The organism is Pseudomonas sp. GW822-FHT03F08 (assembly GCF_058801265.1).
The window spans coordinates 243,549-258,261 of sequence record NZ_JBXANC010000004.1 but is presented as its reverse complement, the minus strand read 5'-3'; the positions used below and the strand labels follow the sequence as shown (position 1 = coordinate 258,261).

Below are 14,713 nucleotides of genomic sequence, written 5' to 3'. Positions count from 1 at the left end.
TTGCGGGTATTGCTGATCAAGACTTCTTCGCTGGGCGACGTGATTCATGCGTTGCCGGCGTTGACCGACGCTGCCCGGGCGATTCCCGGGATCAAATTCGACTGGGTGGTGGAAGAAGGCTTTGCCGAAATCCCGACCTGGCACCCGGCCGTGGGCAAGGTCATTCCCGTGGCGATCCGCCGCTGGCGCAAGAACCTCTGGAAAACCATCACCAGCGGCGAGTGGAAGCGCTTCAAGCAATCCGTTCGGGCGAACAAATATGACTTGGTGATCGACGCTCAAGGCTTGCTGAAAAGCGCCTGGCTGACTCGTTACGTCAAAGCCCCGGTGGCCGGTCTCGACAAGGGCTCGGCCCGTGAGCCGATCGCCGCGCGTTTTTATGATCGCAAACTGGCGGTGGCCCGTGGGCAGCACGCCGTTGAGCGTGTGCGTCAGTTGTTCGCGATTGCATTGGGTTACGACTTGCCCAAAGGCCTGGGTGATTACGGCCTCAACGTCGAGCGTCTGGTGGAACTGCCACGCAAGAATGCTTACGTGGTGTTTTTGCACGGCACCACCTGGGACACCAAACACTGGCCGGAAAGCTATTGGCGTGAGCTGACCGAGCGGGTCGGCTACCTCGGCGTCGGGATCAAGCTGCCGTGGGGCAACCCGCTGGAGAAGGCCCGGGCCGAGCGCATCGCTGCCGGCTTCAAGCATGCCGAAGTGCTGCCGAAGCTCAACCTGGCCGGGGTCGGCAAGGTGCTGGCCGGCGCCCAGGCCTGTGTCGCGGTGGACACCGGTCTCGGCCATCTCGCTGCGGCACTGGACGTGCCGACGATTTCGCTGTTCGGCCCGACCAATCCGGGCCTGACCGGCGCCTACGGCAAGCTGCAGATTCACCTCGGCAGCGATTTCCCGTGCGCGCCGTGCCTGCAAAAGAAATGTACGTATCAACCGACCGCGCAGGATGCCCGTCAGTTTGACCTGAAACGCGAGTTGCCTTTGTGCTTCACGCGTCTGAATCCCGAGCGTGTCGCCAGCCGACTGAGCACGTTGTTGATGGCTGAGGAGCTGCGTTGATGCAATTGGCATTTGTCCTTTACAAGTATTTCCCGTTCGGTGGTTTGCAGCGCGACTTCATGCGCATCGCTCTCGAATGTCAGAAACGTGGCCACAAGATCCGCGTCTACACCCTGATCTGGGAAGGCGACGTGCCGCCCGGTTTCGAAGTGCTGGTGGCGCCGGTCAAGGCGTTCTTCAACCATCGCCGCAACGAGAAACTCAGCGCGTGGATGGAAGCGGACCTGGCCAGGCGCCCGGTGGATCGCCTGATCGGCTTCAACAAGATGCCGGGTCTGGACGTCTACTACGCCGCCGACGGCTGCTTCGAGGACAAGGCGCAGAACCTGCGCAATTCGCTGTATCGCCGTTGGGGGCGCTATCGCCACTTCGCCGAGTACGAGCGCGCGGTGTTCGCCAAAGACGCGAAGACTGAAGTGTTGATGATCTCCGAAGTGCAGCAGCCGCTGTTCATCAAGCACTACGACACGCCGCTCGAGCGCTTCCACCTGCTGCCGCCGGGCATCGCCCAGGATCGTCGGCGTCCGGCGGATGCCGACGAAATTCGCGCCGGTTTCCGCGCCGAATTCAACCTCAAGGACGACGAACTGTTGCTGGTGCAGATCGGTTCCGGGTTCAAGACCAAGGGCGTCGATCGCAGCCTGAAGGCGCTGGCCGCATTGCCCGCCGAACTGAAGAAACGCACCCGGCTGTTTGTAATCGGCCAGGATGACCCCAAATTGTTCCAGATGCAGAGTGCAACATTGGGTCTGGGCGACAACGTGACGTTCCTCAAGGGGCGCAGCGATATCCCGCGTTTCCTGCTCGGCGCCGATCTGTTGATCCACCCGGCGTACAACGAGAACACCGGTACGGTATTGCTTGAAGCGCTGGTCGCCGGGTTGCCGGTGCTGGTCAGCGCGGTCTGCGGCTACGCCCATTACATTGCCGAGGCCGATGCCGGGCGCGTGCTGGACGAGCCGTTCGATCAGGCGCAACTGACGCAATACCTGACTGACATGTTGAACGACGACGCTGCACGGGCGGCCTGGAGCCGCAACGGTCTGGCTTTCGCCGAGACGGCCGACCTCTACAGCATGCCGCAGCACGCGGCCGATGTGATTCTGGCGGAGCACGCATAAATGAAGTTGATGCTGGCTGAACCGTTCAAGAGCCTCTGGGCCGGCCGCGATGCGTTCGCGGAAGTCGAGGGCTTGCAGGGCGAGGTGTACCGCGAGCTGGAAGCCCGCAGGACTTTGCGCACGGAAGTCGACGGCAACGGATTTTTCGTCAAGATCCACCGAGGCATTGGCTGGGGCGAGATTTTCAAGAACCTGCTGACTGCCAAGCTGCCGGTGCTTGGCGCGGGCCAGGAATGGAAGGCTATCCAGCGTCTGCAGGAAGTCGGTGTGCCGACCATGACCGCCGTCGCGTACGGTGAGAAGGGCAGCAACCCGGCGGACCAGCATTCGTTCATCGTCACCGAAGAACTGGCGCCGACCATCAGCCTCGAAGACTTCAGCATCGACTGGGTCAAGCAGCCGCCGCAGCCAAAGCTCAAGCGCGCGCTGATCGCTGAAGTTGCACGCATGACGGGGATGATGCACCGCGCGGGGGTCAACCACCGCGACTGCTACATCTGCCACTTCCTGCTGCACACCGACAAACCGGTCACCCCGGAAGATTTCAAACTCTCGGTGATCGACCTGCACCGGGCCCAGACTCGCCCGGCGATCACTCAGCGCTGGCGCAACAAGGATCTGGCGGCGCTGTATTTCTCCGCGCTGGACATCGGCCTGACCCGTCGCGACAAGCTGCGCTTTCTCAAAGGTTACTTCCAGCAACCGCTGCGCCAGATCCTGGCGGAAGAAGCGCCGTTGCTGAGCTGGCTCGAAGGCAAGGCCAACAAACTCTACGAGCGCAAGTTGCGCTACGGGGATGCGCTCTGATGGCGGGTTGGAATCTTGAACCCGGGTACAGCGACCTCGCAGCGGATTTTGGCAGCCTTGAAGCGGTATTCGCGCTTGAAGGCGAGCGTCTGACCCGCGACCCGCTGTCCGAAGTCATCCGCGTGCAGCGCAACGGTGTCAATTACTACGTCAAACGCTACGTCGGCGCCGGCAAGGGCTTGCGCCGTTACCTCGGCAAGCCGCGGGTGAAGATGGAGTGGCAGAACCTCAAGCGTTTCGCCAAGTGGGGCATTCCCACCGCCGAAGTGGTGGCCTGGGGCCTGGAGCGCAATGGCATGGCCTACGATCGCGGGGCGATGATCACCCGCGAACTGCCGCGTACCGAGGACCTCTCGGCGCTGGCCGAGCGCAACGATCCCAAGCTGAAGAGTCATAGCTGGGTTGACGGCATCAGTCGGCAGTTGGCCGTTTACACCCGGACAATGCACGACCATCGCTTCACCCATAACGATCTGAAGTGGCGCAACCTGCTGATCGACGATCAGGCGCGGCTGTTTCTGATCGACTGCCCGAACGGCGATTTCTGGCGCGGTTTCTGGCTCAAATACCGGATTACCAAGGACCTGGCCTGTCTCGACAAGGTTGCCAAATATCACCTGTCGAACACCCAGCGCCTGCGCTTCTACCTGCAATACCGCCAGCGTGACCGGCTCAATGCCGCCGACAAGAAACGGATTCGCCACGTGGTGAGATTTTTCGAGGGACGCGAATGACTGATTTTCTGGCCGCTGAAGACCGTGCGCTGCTGGAGCGCCACGGCCTCGGCACGTTCGACGCGTTGTGGGACAAGCAACTCGATGCGGTGGATGAACCGAACACCGACGGCGGCGGCTGGAGCAGTGTGTTCCGGCTCGAACTCGAAGGCCACGGTTATTACCTCAAGCGTCAGAGCAACTACCTGACCCGCACCCTGCACGCGCCGTTTGGCGAGCCGACGTTCGCCCGGGAGTTTCGCAACATCAGCCGTTACAACCAGCTTGGCATTCCGGCGCTGCAAGCGGCGTTTTTCGGCCAGCGCAAAATCAACGGCGAAGTGCGCGCGATCCTGCTGACCCGAGCCCTCGACGGTTGGGATGATCTGGATTCGTTGCTGCAGCGCTGGTCTAGCCTGGAAGTCACGCAGCATTCGGCGATTCTCAAGGCCTGCGGCCAGCTGGCGCGGCGCCTGCACGGTGTACGTCAGGTGCACGGCTGCTTCTATCCCAAGCACATTTTCCTGCGTGCCGAGGGTACCGGGTATCAGGCGCAACTGATCGACCTGGAAAAGACCCGGCCCCTGCTGTTCGGCCAGCGTGATCGGGTCAAGGATCTGGAGCCGCTGCTGCGTCGCGCTCCGGAGTGGAGTGATGCCCAGTTGCGCGAGTTGCTGGCGGCGTATCTCGATCAGTCGGTCGACAGTTCACTGGTCGATAGCTGGGTCACGCGGCTGACCGCGCGGCGCAGTCGCAAGGAGACGCGCTGATGCAGTTGTCCGACCTGAAAAACGCCGGGCGTACACCGAGCCTGCCGCTGACGGTTTCGTTGGCCGATGCGGCGGGTACCGCCGATTTGCAGTTGCTCAGCCTGTTGCGGGTGTTGCCGGGGCAGCGCTATGTCGGTGCCGGCGTGTGGCGCGGGCGTCCGGTGTTGGCCAAATTGCTGGTTGGCAGCAAGGCTGCACGGCATTTTCAGCGTGAACTGGAAGGGGTGAAACTGCTCGCCGCCCAAGGCATGACTACGCCGTTGCTGCTGGCCGATGGCCTGAAGGACGGCGAGGGCGGCTGGTTGTTGTTCGAGTTTCTCGAAGGCGCCGAAAGCCTGGGTGATGCCTGGAGCAAGGTTGAATCCTTGCCGGTGCTGGCCGACGAGCAATCGTCGGTACTGGCCGAGGCCCTCGGCGCCATTGGCCAGTTGCACGGCAAAGGCCTGTGGCAGGAAGACCTGCACCTGGACAACCTGCTGCGCCACGGCGGTCAGTTGTACCTGATCGATGGCGCCGGCATCTGTGCGGAAAACGCCGGCCAGCCATTGTCCCGGCAGAAAGTGCTGGAAAACCTCGGGGTGTTCTTCGCCCAGTTGCCCAAATCGCTCGAGCCTTTCACCGAAGAATTGTTGGTGTATTACCTGCTGAGCAACAGCGAGCACGCGCTGCCGCTGGAAGCCTTGCAGAAGCAGATCGACAAGGTGCGCGCCTGGCGGTTGAAGGATTTCCTGATCAAAGTCGGTCGTGAATGCACGTTGTTCAGCGTGCGACGCGGAGCCTTTGGCCTGCGTTCGATCCGTCGCGAGGAAGAACCCGCGATGCTGCCGGTGCTGGAGCAGGCCGATGCCTTGCTCGATCAGGGGCACCTGTACAAGACCGGCGGCGCGGCCAGCGTCGGCAAGGTCGAAGTCGCCGGGCGTCCGCTGGTGATCAAGCGTTACAACATCAAGAATTTTGCCCATTGGCTCAAGCGCTTCTGGCGCCCGAGCCGCGCCTGGCATTCGTGGCGCGAAGGCAATCGCCTGGCGTTTCTCGGCATTGCTACGCCGAAGCCGCTGGCGGTGCTGGAAACCCGGTTTTTCTGGTTGCGCAGCAAGGCGTACCTGATCACCGAGTACCTGGCAGGACCGGACATCATCGAGCGTTTTGCACCGTATGTTGAAAGCGGCGAAGCGCCGGAAGCCGAGTTGCAGGCGCTGGATCAGTTGTTTGCGCGGTTGATTGCAGAGCGCATCAGTCACGGTGATTTCAAGGGCCACAACCTGTTCTGGCACGAGGATCGCTGGGCGCTGATCGATCTGGATTCGATGTGCCAGCACGGCTCGGCGGGCAGCTTTGCTCCGGCTTATGCCAAGGATCGTGCGCGGTTCATGCGCAACTGGCCTGAGAGCAGTGCGCTGTATCAGGTGATTGATCAGCGTTTGCCCAAGGATGCATCGGGCGCTGCGTGATTATTTTCGCCAGCGCGTAAGAGGTTTCTGCAGTTGAATTCGGGTAAGGCATGTGGCGACAAATCCTTGTGACTTGTCCTACGGCCTTTCCGGAACCCATGAACTGCCCCCCGTAAAACCCCGATGCTAGTTTGCCCCGACGTTCCCGGAGGGCAAACCTTGACCATCAAAACGGCGATCACCATCGGTACATTTTCCCTGGTGCTGTCTGGCTGCGGCACCGCCGTCACGGTGTTGCAGGACGACGAGGACGCCACGCGCGGCCTGCGCAAACAGAAAACTTACTGCCAGTCCATTCCGCGCATCTACAGCGGCCTGGCCCACGACTTCTGCCTGCTGCACGCGCCGCCCGACCCCACCGGCATTCTGGTGCCGGTCGTCCTGCTCGACCTGACCCTGTCCGGCGTCTTCGACACGGCTTGCCTGCCTTATACGATCTATCGTCAGGCGGTGGACGGGAATATCAGTGTTTATTGGCGGCCAGGTCGGGGGTAATTACCTTGCCCCCAACCAGTGAATACAGCGATGTCATCGTTTATGTCGATGAGAGCGGTGATCATGGAATGCAAACACTGGACCCCAACTATCCAGTTTTCGTGCTCGCGTTTTGTGCGTTTCATAAAAGGCATTATTGCGAGAAGGTCATTCCGGCCCTGCAGAAATTCAAGTTCACCCATATGGGACACGATCTGATCGGTCTGCATGAGCTCGAAATTCGTAAAGAAAAAGGAGCGTTTTCTGGCCTCTTCATGTCGAGAGAGCACAAGAATGCTTTTCTTGAGGAGCTGACTTGCATCATTGAAGCCAGCAACTTCGTTCTGATCAGTTGCGTCGTAGACAAGGCTTCCCTTCGCGAGAAACAAGGCACGGGACACAATCCTTATCACCTCGCGCTCGGCTTTTGTCTGGAAACGCTCTATGAGTTTTTGCAGGAGAAGAATCAACAAGGGGCACTGACGCACGTGATTTTCGAGCGCCGAGGAAAGCGAGAGGATAACGAGCTTGAATTGGAGTTTCGCAGGATGTGTGGTGGGGCGAATCGATGGGGTATTCAACTGCCGTTTGACATCGTTTTTGCAACTAAACAGGTGAACTCCACCGGCCTGCAGCTAGCCGATCTTGTTGCGAGGCCCATTGGCATGAGCGTGTTGAGGGCGGGTCAGGGAAACCGTGCTTTTGACGTGCTCAAGCGCAAGTTCTATTGCAGCGGGGGGCGGAGCAAAGTTGGAGAGGGTTTCGAGAATTGGGGTTTGAAAATTTTCCCATCCCCAGAAAGCGAAAAGCCCCGATGATCTCACCGAGGCATTAGCGCCGACCGGGATCTCCCAGTCCATTTGCGCTGGAGTCTATGTCGATGCTACTCGAGTGTCAACGCACCGGCCGGCCAGTTCCGCTAGAGGTTTGTCGGCGCTTTTAAGCTATAATCCCGCCCTTTAGCTGTCTCTCGCCCGGTGCGAGGGCACATCATTTTTCAAGGCGCATCGCGCCTGAATGCAGACTAAAGAGGCTAGACCCCTGTGGCATTGACGATTCTTGGCCTGTCCGGCGCCCTTAGCCATGATCCTTCAGCAGCCTTGTACATCGACGGCAAGCTGGTCGCGGCGGCTGAGGAAGAGCGCTTCGTACGCGATAAACATGCAAAGAACCGCATGCCCTACGAATCGGCGAAGTTCTGCCTGGAGCAGGCTGGCATCAAGCCGTCCGACGTTGACGTGGTAGCGATTCCGTTCGCCCCGATCAGCATTTTCGGCAAGGCCCGCTGGCAGTACGCCAAGCGTTACTGGTACGCCCCGGACCGTGCACTCGACGCGATCCTGATGGGTAACCGCCGCTACAAGCGCTATCGCAACAAGATCGTCTGGTGCCTGGAGCAACTGGGCTTCGATCCGAAGAAAATCAAGATCGAGCCGGTTGAACACCACCTGGCCCACGCTTCCAGTGCCTACCACTGCTCGGGTTTCAAAGAGAAAACCGCGATCCTCGGCATCGACGGCAAGGGCGAGTACGCCACGACCTTCTTCGGTTATGGCGAAAACGGCAAGATCCACAAGATCAAGGAATTCTTCGATCCGGACTCCCTGGGCGGCCTGTACGGTGCGATCACCGAGTTCCTCGGTTTCGACATGCTGGACGGTGAGTTCAAGGTCATGGGCATGGCGCCGTACGGCGACGCCAGCAAATACGATTTCTCGCGTCTGGCCTCGTTCGAGAACGGCGAGCTGGTGATCAACACCGACTACGCCAACGTGATCGGCCTGCGTCGCTATAAAGAGAAGGGCAAGGGTTACTACTTCTCGCCGAAGCTGATCGAGTGGCTGGGTCCGAAGCGTGAAGGCGACATCGCCGACGAGCCGTACATCCACTACGCCGCCAGCATTCAAGCGCTGTTCGAAAAAATTGCGCTGCAGATGATCGACTACTACCTGGGCGACGTGCTCAAGGAAACCGGCAAACTGGCTTACGCCGGTGGCTGTGCGTTGAACGTCAAGCTCAACCAGAAAATCATCGCCCGCGACGACGTCAAGGAACTGTTCGTGCAGCCTGCATCCGGCGACGCCGGCACCGCAGTCGGCGCAGCGGCCTATGTGTCCAACGCCCGTGGCGTACCGGTCGAGAAGATGGAACACGTCTACCTCGGCCCGTCGTACAGCAACGAAGACGTGATCGCCGCGTGCGCCCGTCACGAGAACAAGCCGACCTGGCGCAAGCTCGACAACATGCCGGAGCAGATCGCCAAAATCATGGTCGATGGCAACCCGGTGGCCTGGTTCCAGGGCCGCATGGAGTTCGGTCCGCGTGCGCTGGGTGGTCGTTCGATCATCGGTTGCCCGAGCGTCGCTGGCGTGGCTGACCGCATCAACCACCAGATCAAGTTCCGCGAGCGCTGGAGGCCTTTCTGCCCGTCGATGCTCGACACCGTTGCTCCGCAGATGATCAAGATCGATCACCCGGCGCCGTTCATGACCTTCACCTTCGAAGTGGCGGAAGAGTGGAAGACCCGCGTGCCGGAAGTCGTCCACGAAGACGGTACTTCCCGGGCCCAGGTGCTCAAGCGCGAATACAACCCGCGCTACTACGACATGATGAAGGCGCTGGAAGTGCTGACCGGCAACGGCGTGTCCCTGAACACCTCGCTCAACCGCCGTGGTGAACCGATGATCTGCTCGCCGACCGACGCCCTGAACATGTTCTTCGGCTCCGATCTGCAGTACCTGATCATGGAAGACATCCTGGTGGTCAAAGAAGGCGCAAACGCTTATGACACGCTCGGCTGAACGCCATGTGCTGCAGTTCTGCCACGGCTATGACGGGCCGTTCCTGGACTGCGCGCGGCAGTACGCCAGCCTGTTCGCGGGCACCGGTTATCGGGTCACCACGGTCTTTCTGACCGGGGCGGCCGATAGCGAGGTGGCCGCGGCCTGCGCCTCCGACGAAGTGTTGTTCATGGAATACAGCTCCAAGGCCATTCGTGGCCTGAAGCTGGGCGCCATCGGCGATCTGCGCAAGATCGCCGCTTCACGCAATTTCAGTTTCTGCATCGCCCATCGCTTCAAGCCGATCTACATCGCCTTGCTCGGCACTTCGCTGCCGGTGATTGGCGTGCACCACGCGTTTGGCGATTACAAACGCGGCACGCGCAAGCTGTTCGCGCACATTTTCCGCAAGCGCCTGAGCCTGCTCGGCGTGTCCGACGCGGTGCGCGACGACATGCGCCGCTGCCTGCCGAAATGGCCGGCGACGCGAATCCAGACCCTCTACAACCGCATCGATGTCTCGGCGTTGCAGATGAGTCAGGTGTCCGCCCGTGAAGCCCGCGAAACCCTCGGTCTTTCAGCGGATGCGTTCATTGTCGGCAACGTCGGTCGCCTGCACCCGGACAAGGATCAGGCCACGCTGCTGCACGGTTTTGCCGCGGCGCTGCCCGGTCTGCCGGCCAACAGCCAACTGGTGATTCTCGGCAAGGGGCGTCTTGAGGATGATCTGAAGGCGCTGGCCCGCGAACTGGGCGTCGGTGATCGCGTGCTGTTTCTCGGTCAGGTGCCGGACGCGCGCAATTATTTCCGTGCATTCGATGTGTTTGCCCTGAGTTCCGACCACGAACCGTTCGGCATGGTGCTGCTGGAGGCCATGGCCGCTGGCGTGCCGTTGTTGGCGACTGCGTGCGGCGGGGCGAAGGAAGTGGTCGAAGGCGTGGGCATTCTGTTCCCGCTGGGTGATGCCGAACATCTGGCCCAGGGCCTGAAACATCTGGCCGGCATGGACGAGCAGCAACGCCGTCAATGCGCCGAGATGATGTTCGATCGCCTGCGCGAGCGCTTCTCCGACCGCGCCGTACGCGACACCTTCTGGCATTTGCCGCAAGTTACCGATCTGGCACCGAGGGGCTGATGCTCAACCGATTTCAAGGCTGGCGCGAACGTGGCTGGTCGCCCGTTGACGCCTCAACTTATGCACAGGCCTGGCAGCGTTTTGGCGGCAGCGTCGCGACTCATCCGCTGGTCGTCGAGCGTCTGGCGGATCTGGCCGGCATCCCGGTGCGCTATCTGGCCTGGGAGCAGCAGGGCGAAGTCAAAGCGGCGATCCCGACCTGGGGCCGCGATCTGGCCTTGTCCAAGGACGTGCTCAAGCGCAACGGCAAGAAAGGCCTGTTCGACCTCGGCAACGCCGAACTGATCCTGCCGGCCGCCGTCGATGCCCAGGCCCCGCTGCGCCATCGCGGGCGATACCTGTCGGCGCTCAACGAAAACCGCTTCAGCGGTCTCAAGTTGCAGACCGAACAACTGGCCATGGCCCGCACCCCGGAAGAACTGTCGAAGAAGTTTCGCTACAACCAGCGTCGTGAGTTGCGCCTGCTTGAAGAGGCGGGCGGTGTCGTACGGCCGGTCAGCGAGTTCACGAGTGCGGAACTGGCAGCCATTTATTGCGACCTGTTCCAGCGTCGCTGGGGATTCCCGGCCACTGGCGCGGCACGCATGGCCGAGGTCATCGAGTTGTTGCGCGAGCTGTTGATCGGTTCGGTGATCTTCCTCAACGATGCGCCGATCGCCATTCAACTGGTATATCGCGTCGAAGCGCCGGAGTGGATCAGCGTCGAGTACATCAACGGCGGCGTCGACCCCGAAACCCGTGAATTCAGCCCCGGCAGTGTCTTGAGCTTCCTCAATACGCAATCGGCGTGGGAGCACGCCCGGGCGCTGAACAAGCCGCTACGCTTTTCCTTCGGTCGTGCCGACCGTGAATACAAGGATCGCTGGTGCAATCCTGTGCCGGTCTTCACCGTATGAGTCAGCCCATGAGCCGCAAACAGCAACTGCTCAAGCGTCACCGGCGCAATAAACGCATCGGCCTGTTGATCGCGCTGATCGTGTTGATCGCCCTCGGTGTGCTGGTGGCCTGGTGGTTGCCGCTGGTGCTGGCGGTGGTTGGCTGGATCGCTCACGAAGCGTGGTTCGCCGATCACTTGTTCTACTCGCCGAAAGACGACTACCAATACAGCTTTCCGCCGTTCACACCGCAGCCGAAAGTGCATTTGAGCGGTGAGCAGTTGCGCCTCGACGAGGGCGTGATGCTGGTGGACGACGCCACGCTGATCCTCGCCGTGCGGGTGAAAAGCACCTGGCTGGGACGTTTCTTCGATCCACGCGTGGAGCTTGCGGGCGGAACGAATCCGGATGCTCAGACTTTCGAACGTGGCGTCAACGGCCTGCGTTATCTGAACCTCAGCGGTCAGGCGCAGACCTTGTCGCAAGGCCTGTTGCGCCTGCGCGGACGTTTCTGCCGGGTGACCGGCGAACCGGTGTTGTGGGCGCTGGAACAACCGGATTACCGCCGTCAGCGGGTGATGGTGATCGCGCCGCACGCCGACGATGCCGAGTTGGCCGCTTACGGTTTGTACAGTCAGGCCGATGAGGCCTGGATCGTTACCCTGACCGCTGGCGAGATCGAAGCCGAACACTATCAGCAGATGGGCCTGAACAAGGTCGAGGCATCGCGGCTCAAGGGCCGCTTGCGGGCCTGGGACAGCCTCGCCGTGCCGCGTTGGGCCGGTGTGCCGCAGGAACATTGCGTGCAGCTCGGTTACTTCTGCCTGCAACTGGCGGCGATGCAGGCTGCGCCGAATCAACCGATTGGCTCGCGGGAAGCTGATCTGAGCGACACGCGAATTTTTCGTCAGTTGAATCCGTTTGCCTTGCCCGGCGATGCCGACGGCGCGCCGACCTGGAGCAATCTGCTGGCCGACCTGCGTGACGTCCTGTCTCGTGCGCGTCCGGATGTGATCGTGTTGCCACATCCGACGCTGGATCCGCATCCCGACCATATCTGCGCCCAGGAGGCCGTACTGGAAGCCTTGCGCGGTCTCGATTACCAACCGACCCTGCTCGGTTACGCCAACCACCTGCACGACAACGATCGCTGGCCGATGGGCGACAGCGGGCAGGGCATCGCCTTGCCGCCGACGTTCGATGCAAACGTGGCGATGCAACCGGTGTGCCTGCCGCTGCCGATCGAGCTGCAACGTGACAAGGCCATGGCGCTGGGCATGATGCATGACCTGCAGCCGCCGGCGCCGTTCAAGCGGCGACTGCGCCGGCTGTTTCAGCGAATGCTGGCCGGCCGAACTCCGTCGGTATACGGCGAGAACGAATTTTTCCGCAAAGCGGTCAGGCGCCAGGAGTTGTTCTGGGTGCTGAAGCAGAGCGAAACAGGCGCGACGGGTTCGCAACGGGGAGAGTCATGAGTCAACGCGCAAAGGTTCTGCAGCTGCAGCCCGACTACAACGTCAAATCCCATGATTTCGCCGACCTCGCCGAACAGATCGTCAAGGCTTTGCCGACGGATCGTTATGAGGTGACGGCAGCATTCCTGCGCGGCAAGCCCGGGCCGGGTGAAGCCGTCAGCCGGGCCGACCGTTCGGTGTATTTCGAGTTTTCCGACAAGTCCCTCAAAGGCATGCGCCTGCGGGCGATGTGGCAGCTGTACAAGTTCTGCCGTCGGGAAAAGTTTGATGTGGTGATCTGCAACCGGTTCAAACCGGTGAACATGATGCTGACGCTCAACCGCTGGTTGAAAGTGCCGTTGTGCATCGGCATTTCCCACGGTTTTGGCGAGTACGACCGCTTCTATCGCCGTCGTCAGACCCAGCGTCTGATCGATCGCCACTGGCGCTTTGTCGGTGTGTCGCCGGCGGTCAAGCAGTACCTGCTGGACTGCGATTGCGGTTTCACCGATCAGAATACGTACGCGATCACCAACGCCATCGACATCGAGCAGGCCGAAGGTTTGCAGCACAGCCGCGAGCGGGCCCGTGAGCTGCTCGGTATCGACCCGAAGGTGCGGCTGATCGGTGCGCTGGGCCGGCTGGTGTCGGTCAAGGGCCACACTTACCTGTTGCAGGCTTTCGCCCAACTGAAAGACAAATACCCGAACACCCAACTGGCAATCATCGGTGCCGGGCGCCTGCAAGCGCCGCTGGCGGCCGAGATCGAACAGTTGGGCCTGAGCGGTCGCGCGCACCTGCTGGGCTTCAAGGAAAACGCCCTGCAATACGTACGTGCGTTCGATATCTGGACCATGCCGTCGCTGGCCGAAGGCCTGGGCCTGGCCTTGCTGGAAGGCATGAGCGGGCATCTGCCGGTGATCGCGTCGAACGTGCCGGCCATGTTGCCGCTGATCGAAGGTGCCGGTGGCCTGTCGATCACCCCCAAGGACGTGACGAGCCTGGTGACGGCGCTGGATACTTACCTCGGGCTGTCGGATGACGAGCTCAAGGCCAAGGGCGAGCAGGCCTATCGCTATTTGCAGGAACAACACGACATCGAGGTCTTCCGTCAGGAATACCTGACCCTGATCGACTCCGGCCTGGCGCAGGCCCGCAAGGAACAGCCATGAGTGAGGTCACCGCCCTGAGCGATGCACAACCCATCGTCACCGTGATCATCGCGTCCTACAACCACGGACCGTACATCGAGGAAAGCATCCTCAGCGTCATCAACCAGAGCTACAAGAACATTGAGCTGCTGGTGGTCGACGACGGCTCGAAGGATGACAGCGTGGAGCGCATCAAAGCCTTGCAGGAAAAGCACGGATTCGACTTCCGTGTGCAGCAGAACCAGGGCCTGACCAATACGCTGAACGGCGCGATTGCGCGGGCCAGGGGCAGCCTGATCGTACCGTTCGGCTCCGACGACATCATGTACCCGGACCGTATCGCCACCCAGGTCGCGTACATGGACGGCAAGCCGGAAGTGGGTATCTGCGCCGGCAACATCGAGTTGATGGACGCCGACGGCAACCTCTACCCGGAAAAGCGCCAGCGCCGGGACGTGCCGTTCCGTCGCCTGGATTTCGATGACATGTTCCTGGAGCGCAAGCCGTATCCGCCGGCCCCGACCCTGATGATCCGCCGCGAGGCGCTGGACAAGGTGGGTGGGTTCGATCCGACGATTCGTCTCGAGGATCTGTACATCGAGCTGAAAGTCACCCGCGCCGGGTATTTCATCGACGGCCTGAACGTGGTGATGGCGCGCTATCGCAAACACGCCACGAACTCGTACAAGAACCATCGTTTCATGATCGAAAACATCCTGCGCACTTACGCGCTGTTCAGCGATCACCCGCTGTACGACGAGGTGCGCTACAAGTCGCTCAATTCGATGTTCCTGAAAACCGCCAACCGTGACCGCAAACTGGCGCGGGAGCTGCTGGCACAGATTCCGCTCAAGGCCTGGAACAAGAAAACCTGGCGCGGTCTGGGCCGGTTGCTGTTTTCACCGCTGGAAAAGGACTGA

The 14,713-nt window shown here is 61.1% G+C and carries 14 protein-coding genes; all 14 read left to right on the top strand.

Going from position 1 to position 14,713, the window contains the following annotated elements:
- The 14 genes from waaC (at position 1) to AC1RME_RS11605 (ending at position 14,713) form a co-directional block, all read left to right on the top strand.
- Positions 1-1,062: a lipopolysaccharide heptosyltransferase I gene (gene waaC, locus AC1RME_RS11670; protein WP_085711109.1), complete on the top strand. Its 1,062-nt coding sequence runs from the start codon at positions 1-3 to the stop codon at positions 1,060-1,062.
- The gene (locus AC1RME_RS11665) at positions 1,062-2,183 is read left to right on the top strand and encodes a glycosyltransferase family 4 protein (protein ID WP_096819870.1); all 1,122 of its coding nucleotides are present in this window, start codon (positions 1,062-1,064) and stop codon (positions 2,181-2,183) included. The genes waaC and AC1RME_RS11665 overlap by 1 nt, the downstream gene beginning before the upstream one ends.
- Complete coding sequence (rfaP, locus tag AC1RME_RS11660; protein ID WP_096819869.1) at positions 2,184-2,990, top strand: lipopolysaccharide core heptose(I) kinase RfaP; 807 nt, start codon at positions 2,184-2,186, stop codon at positions 2,988-2,990.
- Complete coding sequence (locus tag AC1RME_RS11655; protein ID WP_096819868.1) at positions 2,990-3,724, top strand: lipopolysaccharide kinase InaA family protein; 735 nt, start codon at positions 2,990-2,992, stop codon at positions 3,722-3,724. The genes rfaP and AC1RME_RS11655 overlap by 1 nt, the downstream gene beginning before the upstream one ends.
- Positions 3,721-4,473 carry a lipopolysaccharide kinase InaA family protein gene (locus AC1RME_RS11650; protein ID WP_096819867.1) on the top strand — a complete coding sequence of 251 codons (753 nt, stop codon included), beginning with the start codon at positions 3,721-3,723 and terminating at the stop codon, positions 4,471-4,473. Before AC1RME_RS11655 ends, AC1RME_RS11650 begins: the two co-directional genes overlap by 4 nt.
- A complete protein-coding gene (locus AC1RME_RS11645; RefSeq protein WP_096819866.1) occupies positions 4,473-5,924 on the top strand; it encodes a lipopolysaccharide kinase InaA family protein in 1,452 nt (483 codons plus the stop codon). The genes AC1RME_RS11650 and AC1RME_RS11645 overlap by 1 nt, the downstream gene beginning before the upstream one ends.
- A 159-nt stretch (positions 5,925-6,083) precedes the next feature.
- Positions 6,084-6,419 carry a YceK/YidQ family lipoprotein gene (locus tag AC1RME_RS11640; protein WP_096819865.1) on the top strand — a complete coding sequence of 112 codons (336 nt, stop codon included), beginning with the start codon at positions 6,084-6,086 and terminating at the stop codon, positions 6,417-6,419.
- Positions 6,420-6,424: 5 nt separating this feature from the next.
- Positions 6,425-7,216 carry a DUF3800 domain-containing protein gene (locus AC1RME_RS11635; protein ID WP_493091242.1) on the top strand — a complete coding sequence of 264 codons (792 nt, stop codon included), beginning with the start codon at positions 6,425-6,427 and terminating at the stop codon, positions 7,214-7,216.
- Positions 7,217-7,441: 225 nt separating this feature from the next.
- Positions 7,442-9,199: a carbamoyltransferase family protein gene (locus AC1RME_RS11630; protein ID WP_007952261.1), complete on the top strand. Its 1,758-nt coding sequence runs from the start codon at positions 7,442-7,444 to the stop codon at positions 9,197-9,199.
- On the top strand, positions 9,183-10,313 hold the full coding sequence (locus tag AC1RME_RS11625; protein ID WP_096819863.1) for a glycosyltransferase: 1,131 nt from the start codon (positions 9,183-9,185) through the stop codon (positions 10,311-10,313). The genes AC1RME_RS11630 and AC1RME_RS11625 overlap by 17 nt, the downstream gene beginning before the upstream one ends.
- A complete protein-coding gene (locus AC1RME_RS11620) occupies positions 10,313-11,209 on the top strand; it encodes an antimicrobial resistance protein Mig-14 (protein WP_096819862.1) in 897 nt (298 codons plus the stop codon). The genes AC1RME_RS11625 and AC1RME_RS11620 overlap by 1 nt, the downstream gene beginning before the upstream one ends.
- A gap of 8 nt (positions 11,210-11,217) precedes the next feature.
- Positions 11,218-12,663: a PIG-L family deacetylase gene (locus tag AC1RME_RS11615; protein ID WP_096819861.1), complete on the top strand. Its 1,446-nt coding sequence runs from the start codon at positions 11,218-11,220 to the stop codon at positions 12,661-12,663.
- On the top strand, positions 12,660-13,814 hold the full coding sequence (locus AC1RME_RS11610) for a glycosyltransferase family 4 protein (protein ID WP_096819860.1): 1,155 nt from the start codon (positions 12,660-12,662) through the stop codon (positions 13,812-13,814). Before AC1RME_RS11615 ends, AC1RME_RS11610 begins: the two co-directional genes overlap by 4 nt.
- Before the next feature lie 14 nt (positions 13,815-13,828).
- Positions 13,829-14,713 carry a glycosyltransferase gene (locus AC1RME_RS11605; RefSeq protein WP_096819955.1) on the top strand — a complete coding sequence of 295 codons (885 nt, stop codon included), beginning with the start codon at positions 13,829-13,831 and terminating at the stop codon, positions 14,711-14,713.

Excerpts from the sequence above, each read along its gene's own strand:
- AC1RME_RS11665 (WP_096819870.1), top strand. The coding sequence starts at position 1,062 with ATGCAATTGGCATTTGTCCTTTACAAGTATTTCCCGTTCGGTGGTTTG.
- rfaP (WP_096819869.1), top strand. The coding sequence starts at position 2,184 with ATGAAGTTGATGCTGGCTGAACCGTTCAAGAGCCTCTGGGCCGGCCGC.
- AC1RME_RS11655 (WP_096819868.1), top strand. The coding sequence starts at position 2,990 with ATGGCGGGTTGGAATCTTGAACCCGGGTACAGCGACCTCGCAGCGGAT.
- AC1RME_RS11650 (WP_096819867.1), top strand. The coding sequence starts at position 3,721 with ATGACTGATTTTCTGGCCGCTGAAGACCGTGCGCTGCTGGAGCGCCAC.
- AC1RME_RS11645 (WP_096819866.1), top strand. The coding sequence starts at position 4,473 with ATGCAGTTGTCCGACCTGAAAAACGCCGGGCGTACACCGAGCCTGCCG.
- AC1RME_RS11625 (WP_096819863.1), top strand. The coding sequence starts at position 9,183 with ATGACACGCTCGGCTGAACGCCATGTGCTGCAGTTCTGCCACGGCTAT.
- AC1RME_RS11620 (WP_096819862.1), top strand. The coding sequence starts at position 10,313 with ATGCTCAACCGATTTCAAGGCTGGCGCGAACGTGGCTGGTCGCCCGTT.
- AC1RME_RS11615 (WP_096819861.1), top strand. The coding sequence starts at position 11,218 with ATGAGCCGCAAACAGCAACTGCTCAAGCGTCACCGGCGCAATAAACGC.
- AC1RME_RS11610 (WP_096819860.1), top strand. The coding sequence starts at position 12,660 with ATGAGTCAACGCGCAAAGGTTCTGCAGCTGCAGCCCGACTACAACGTC.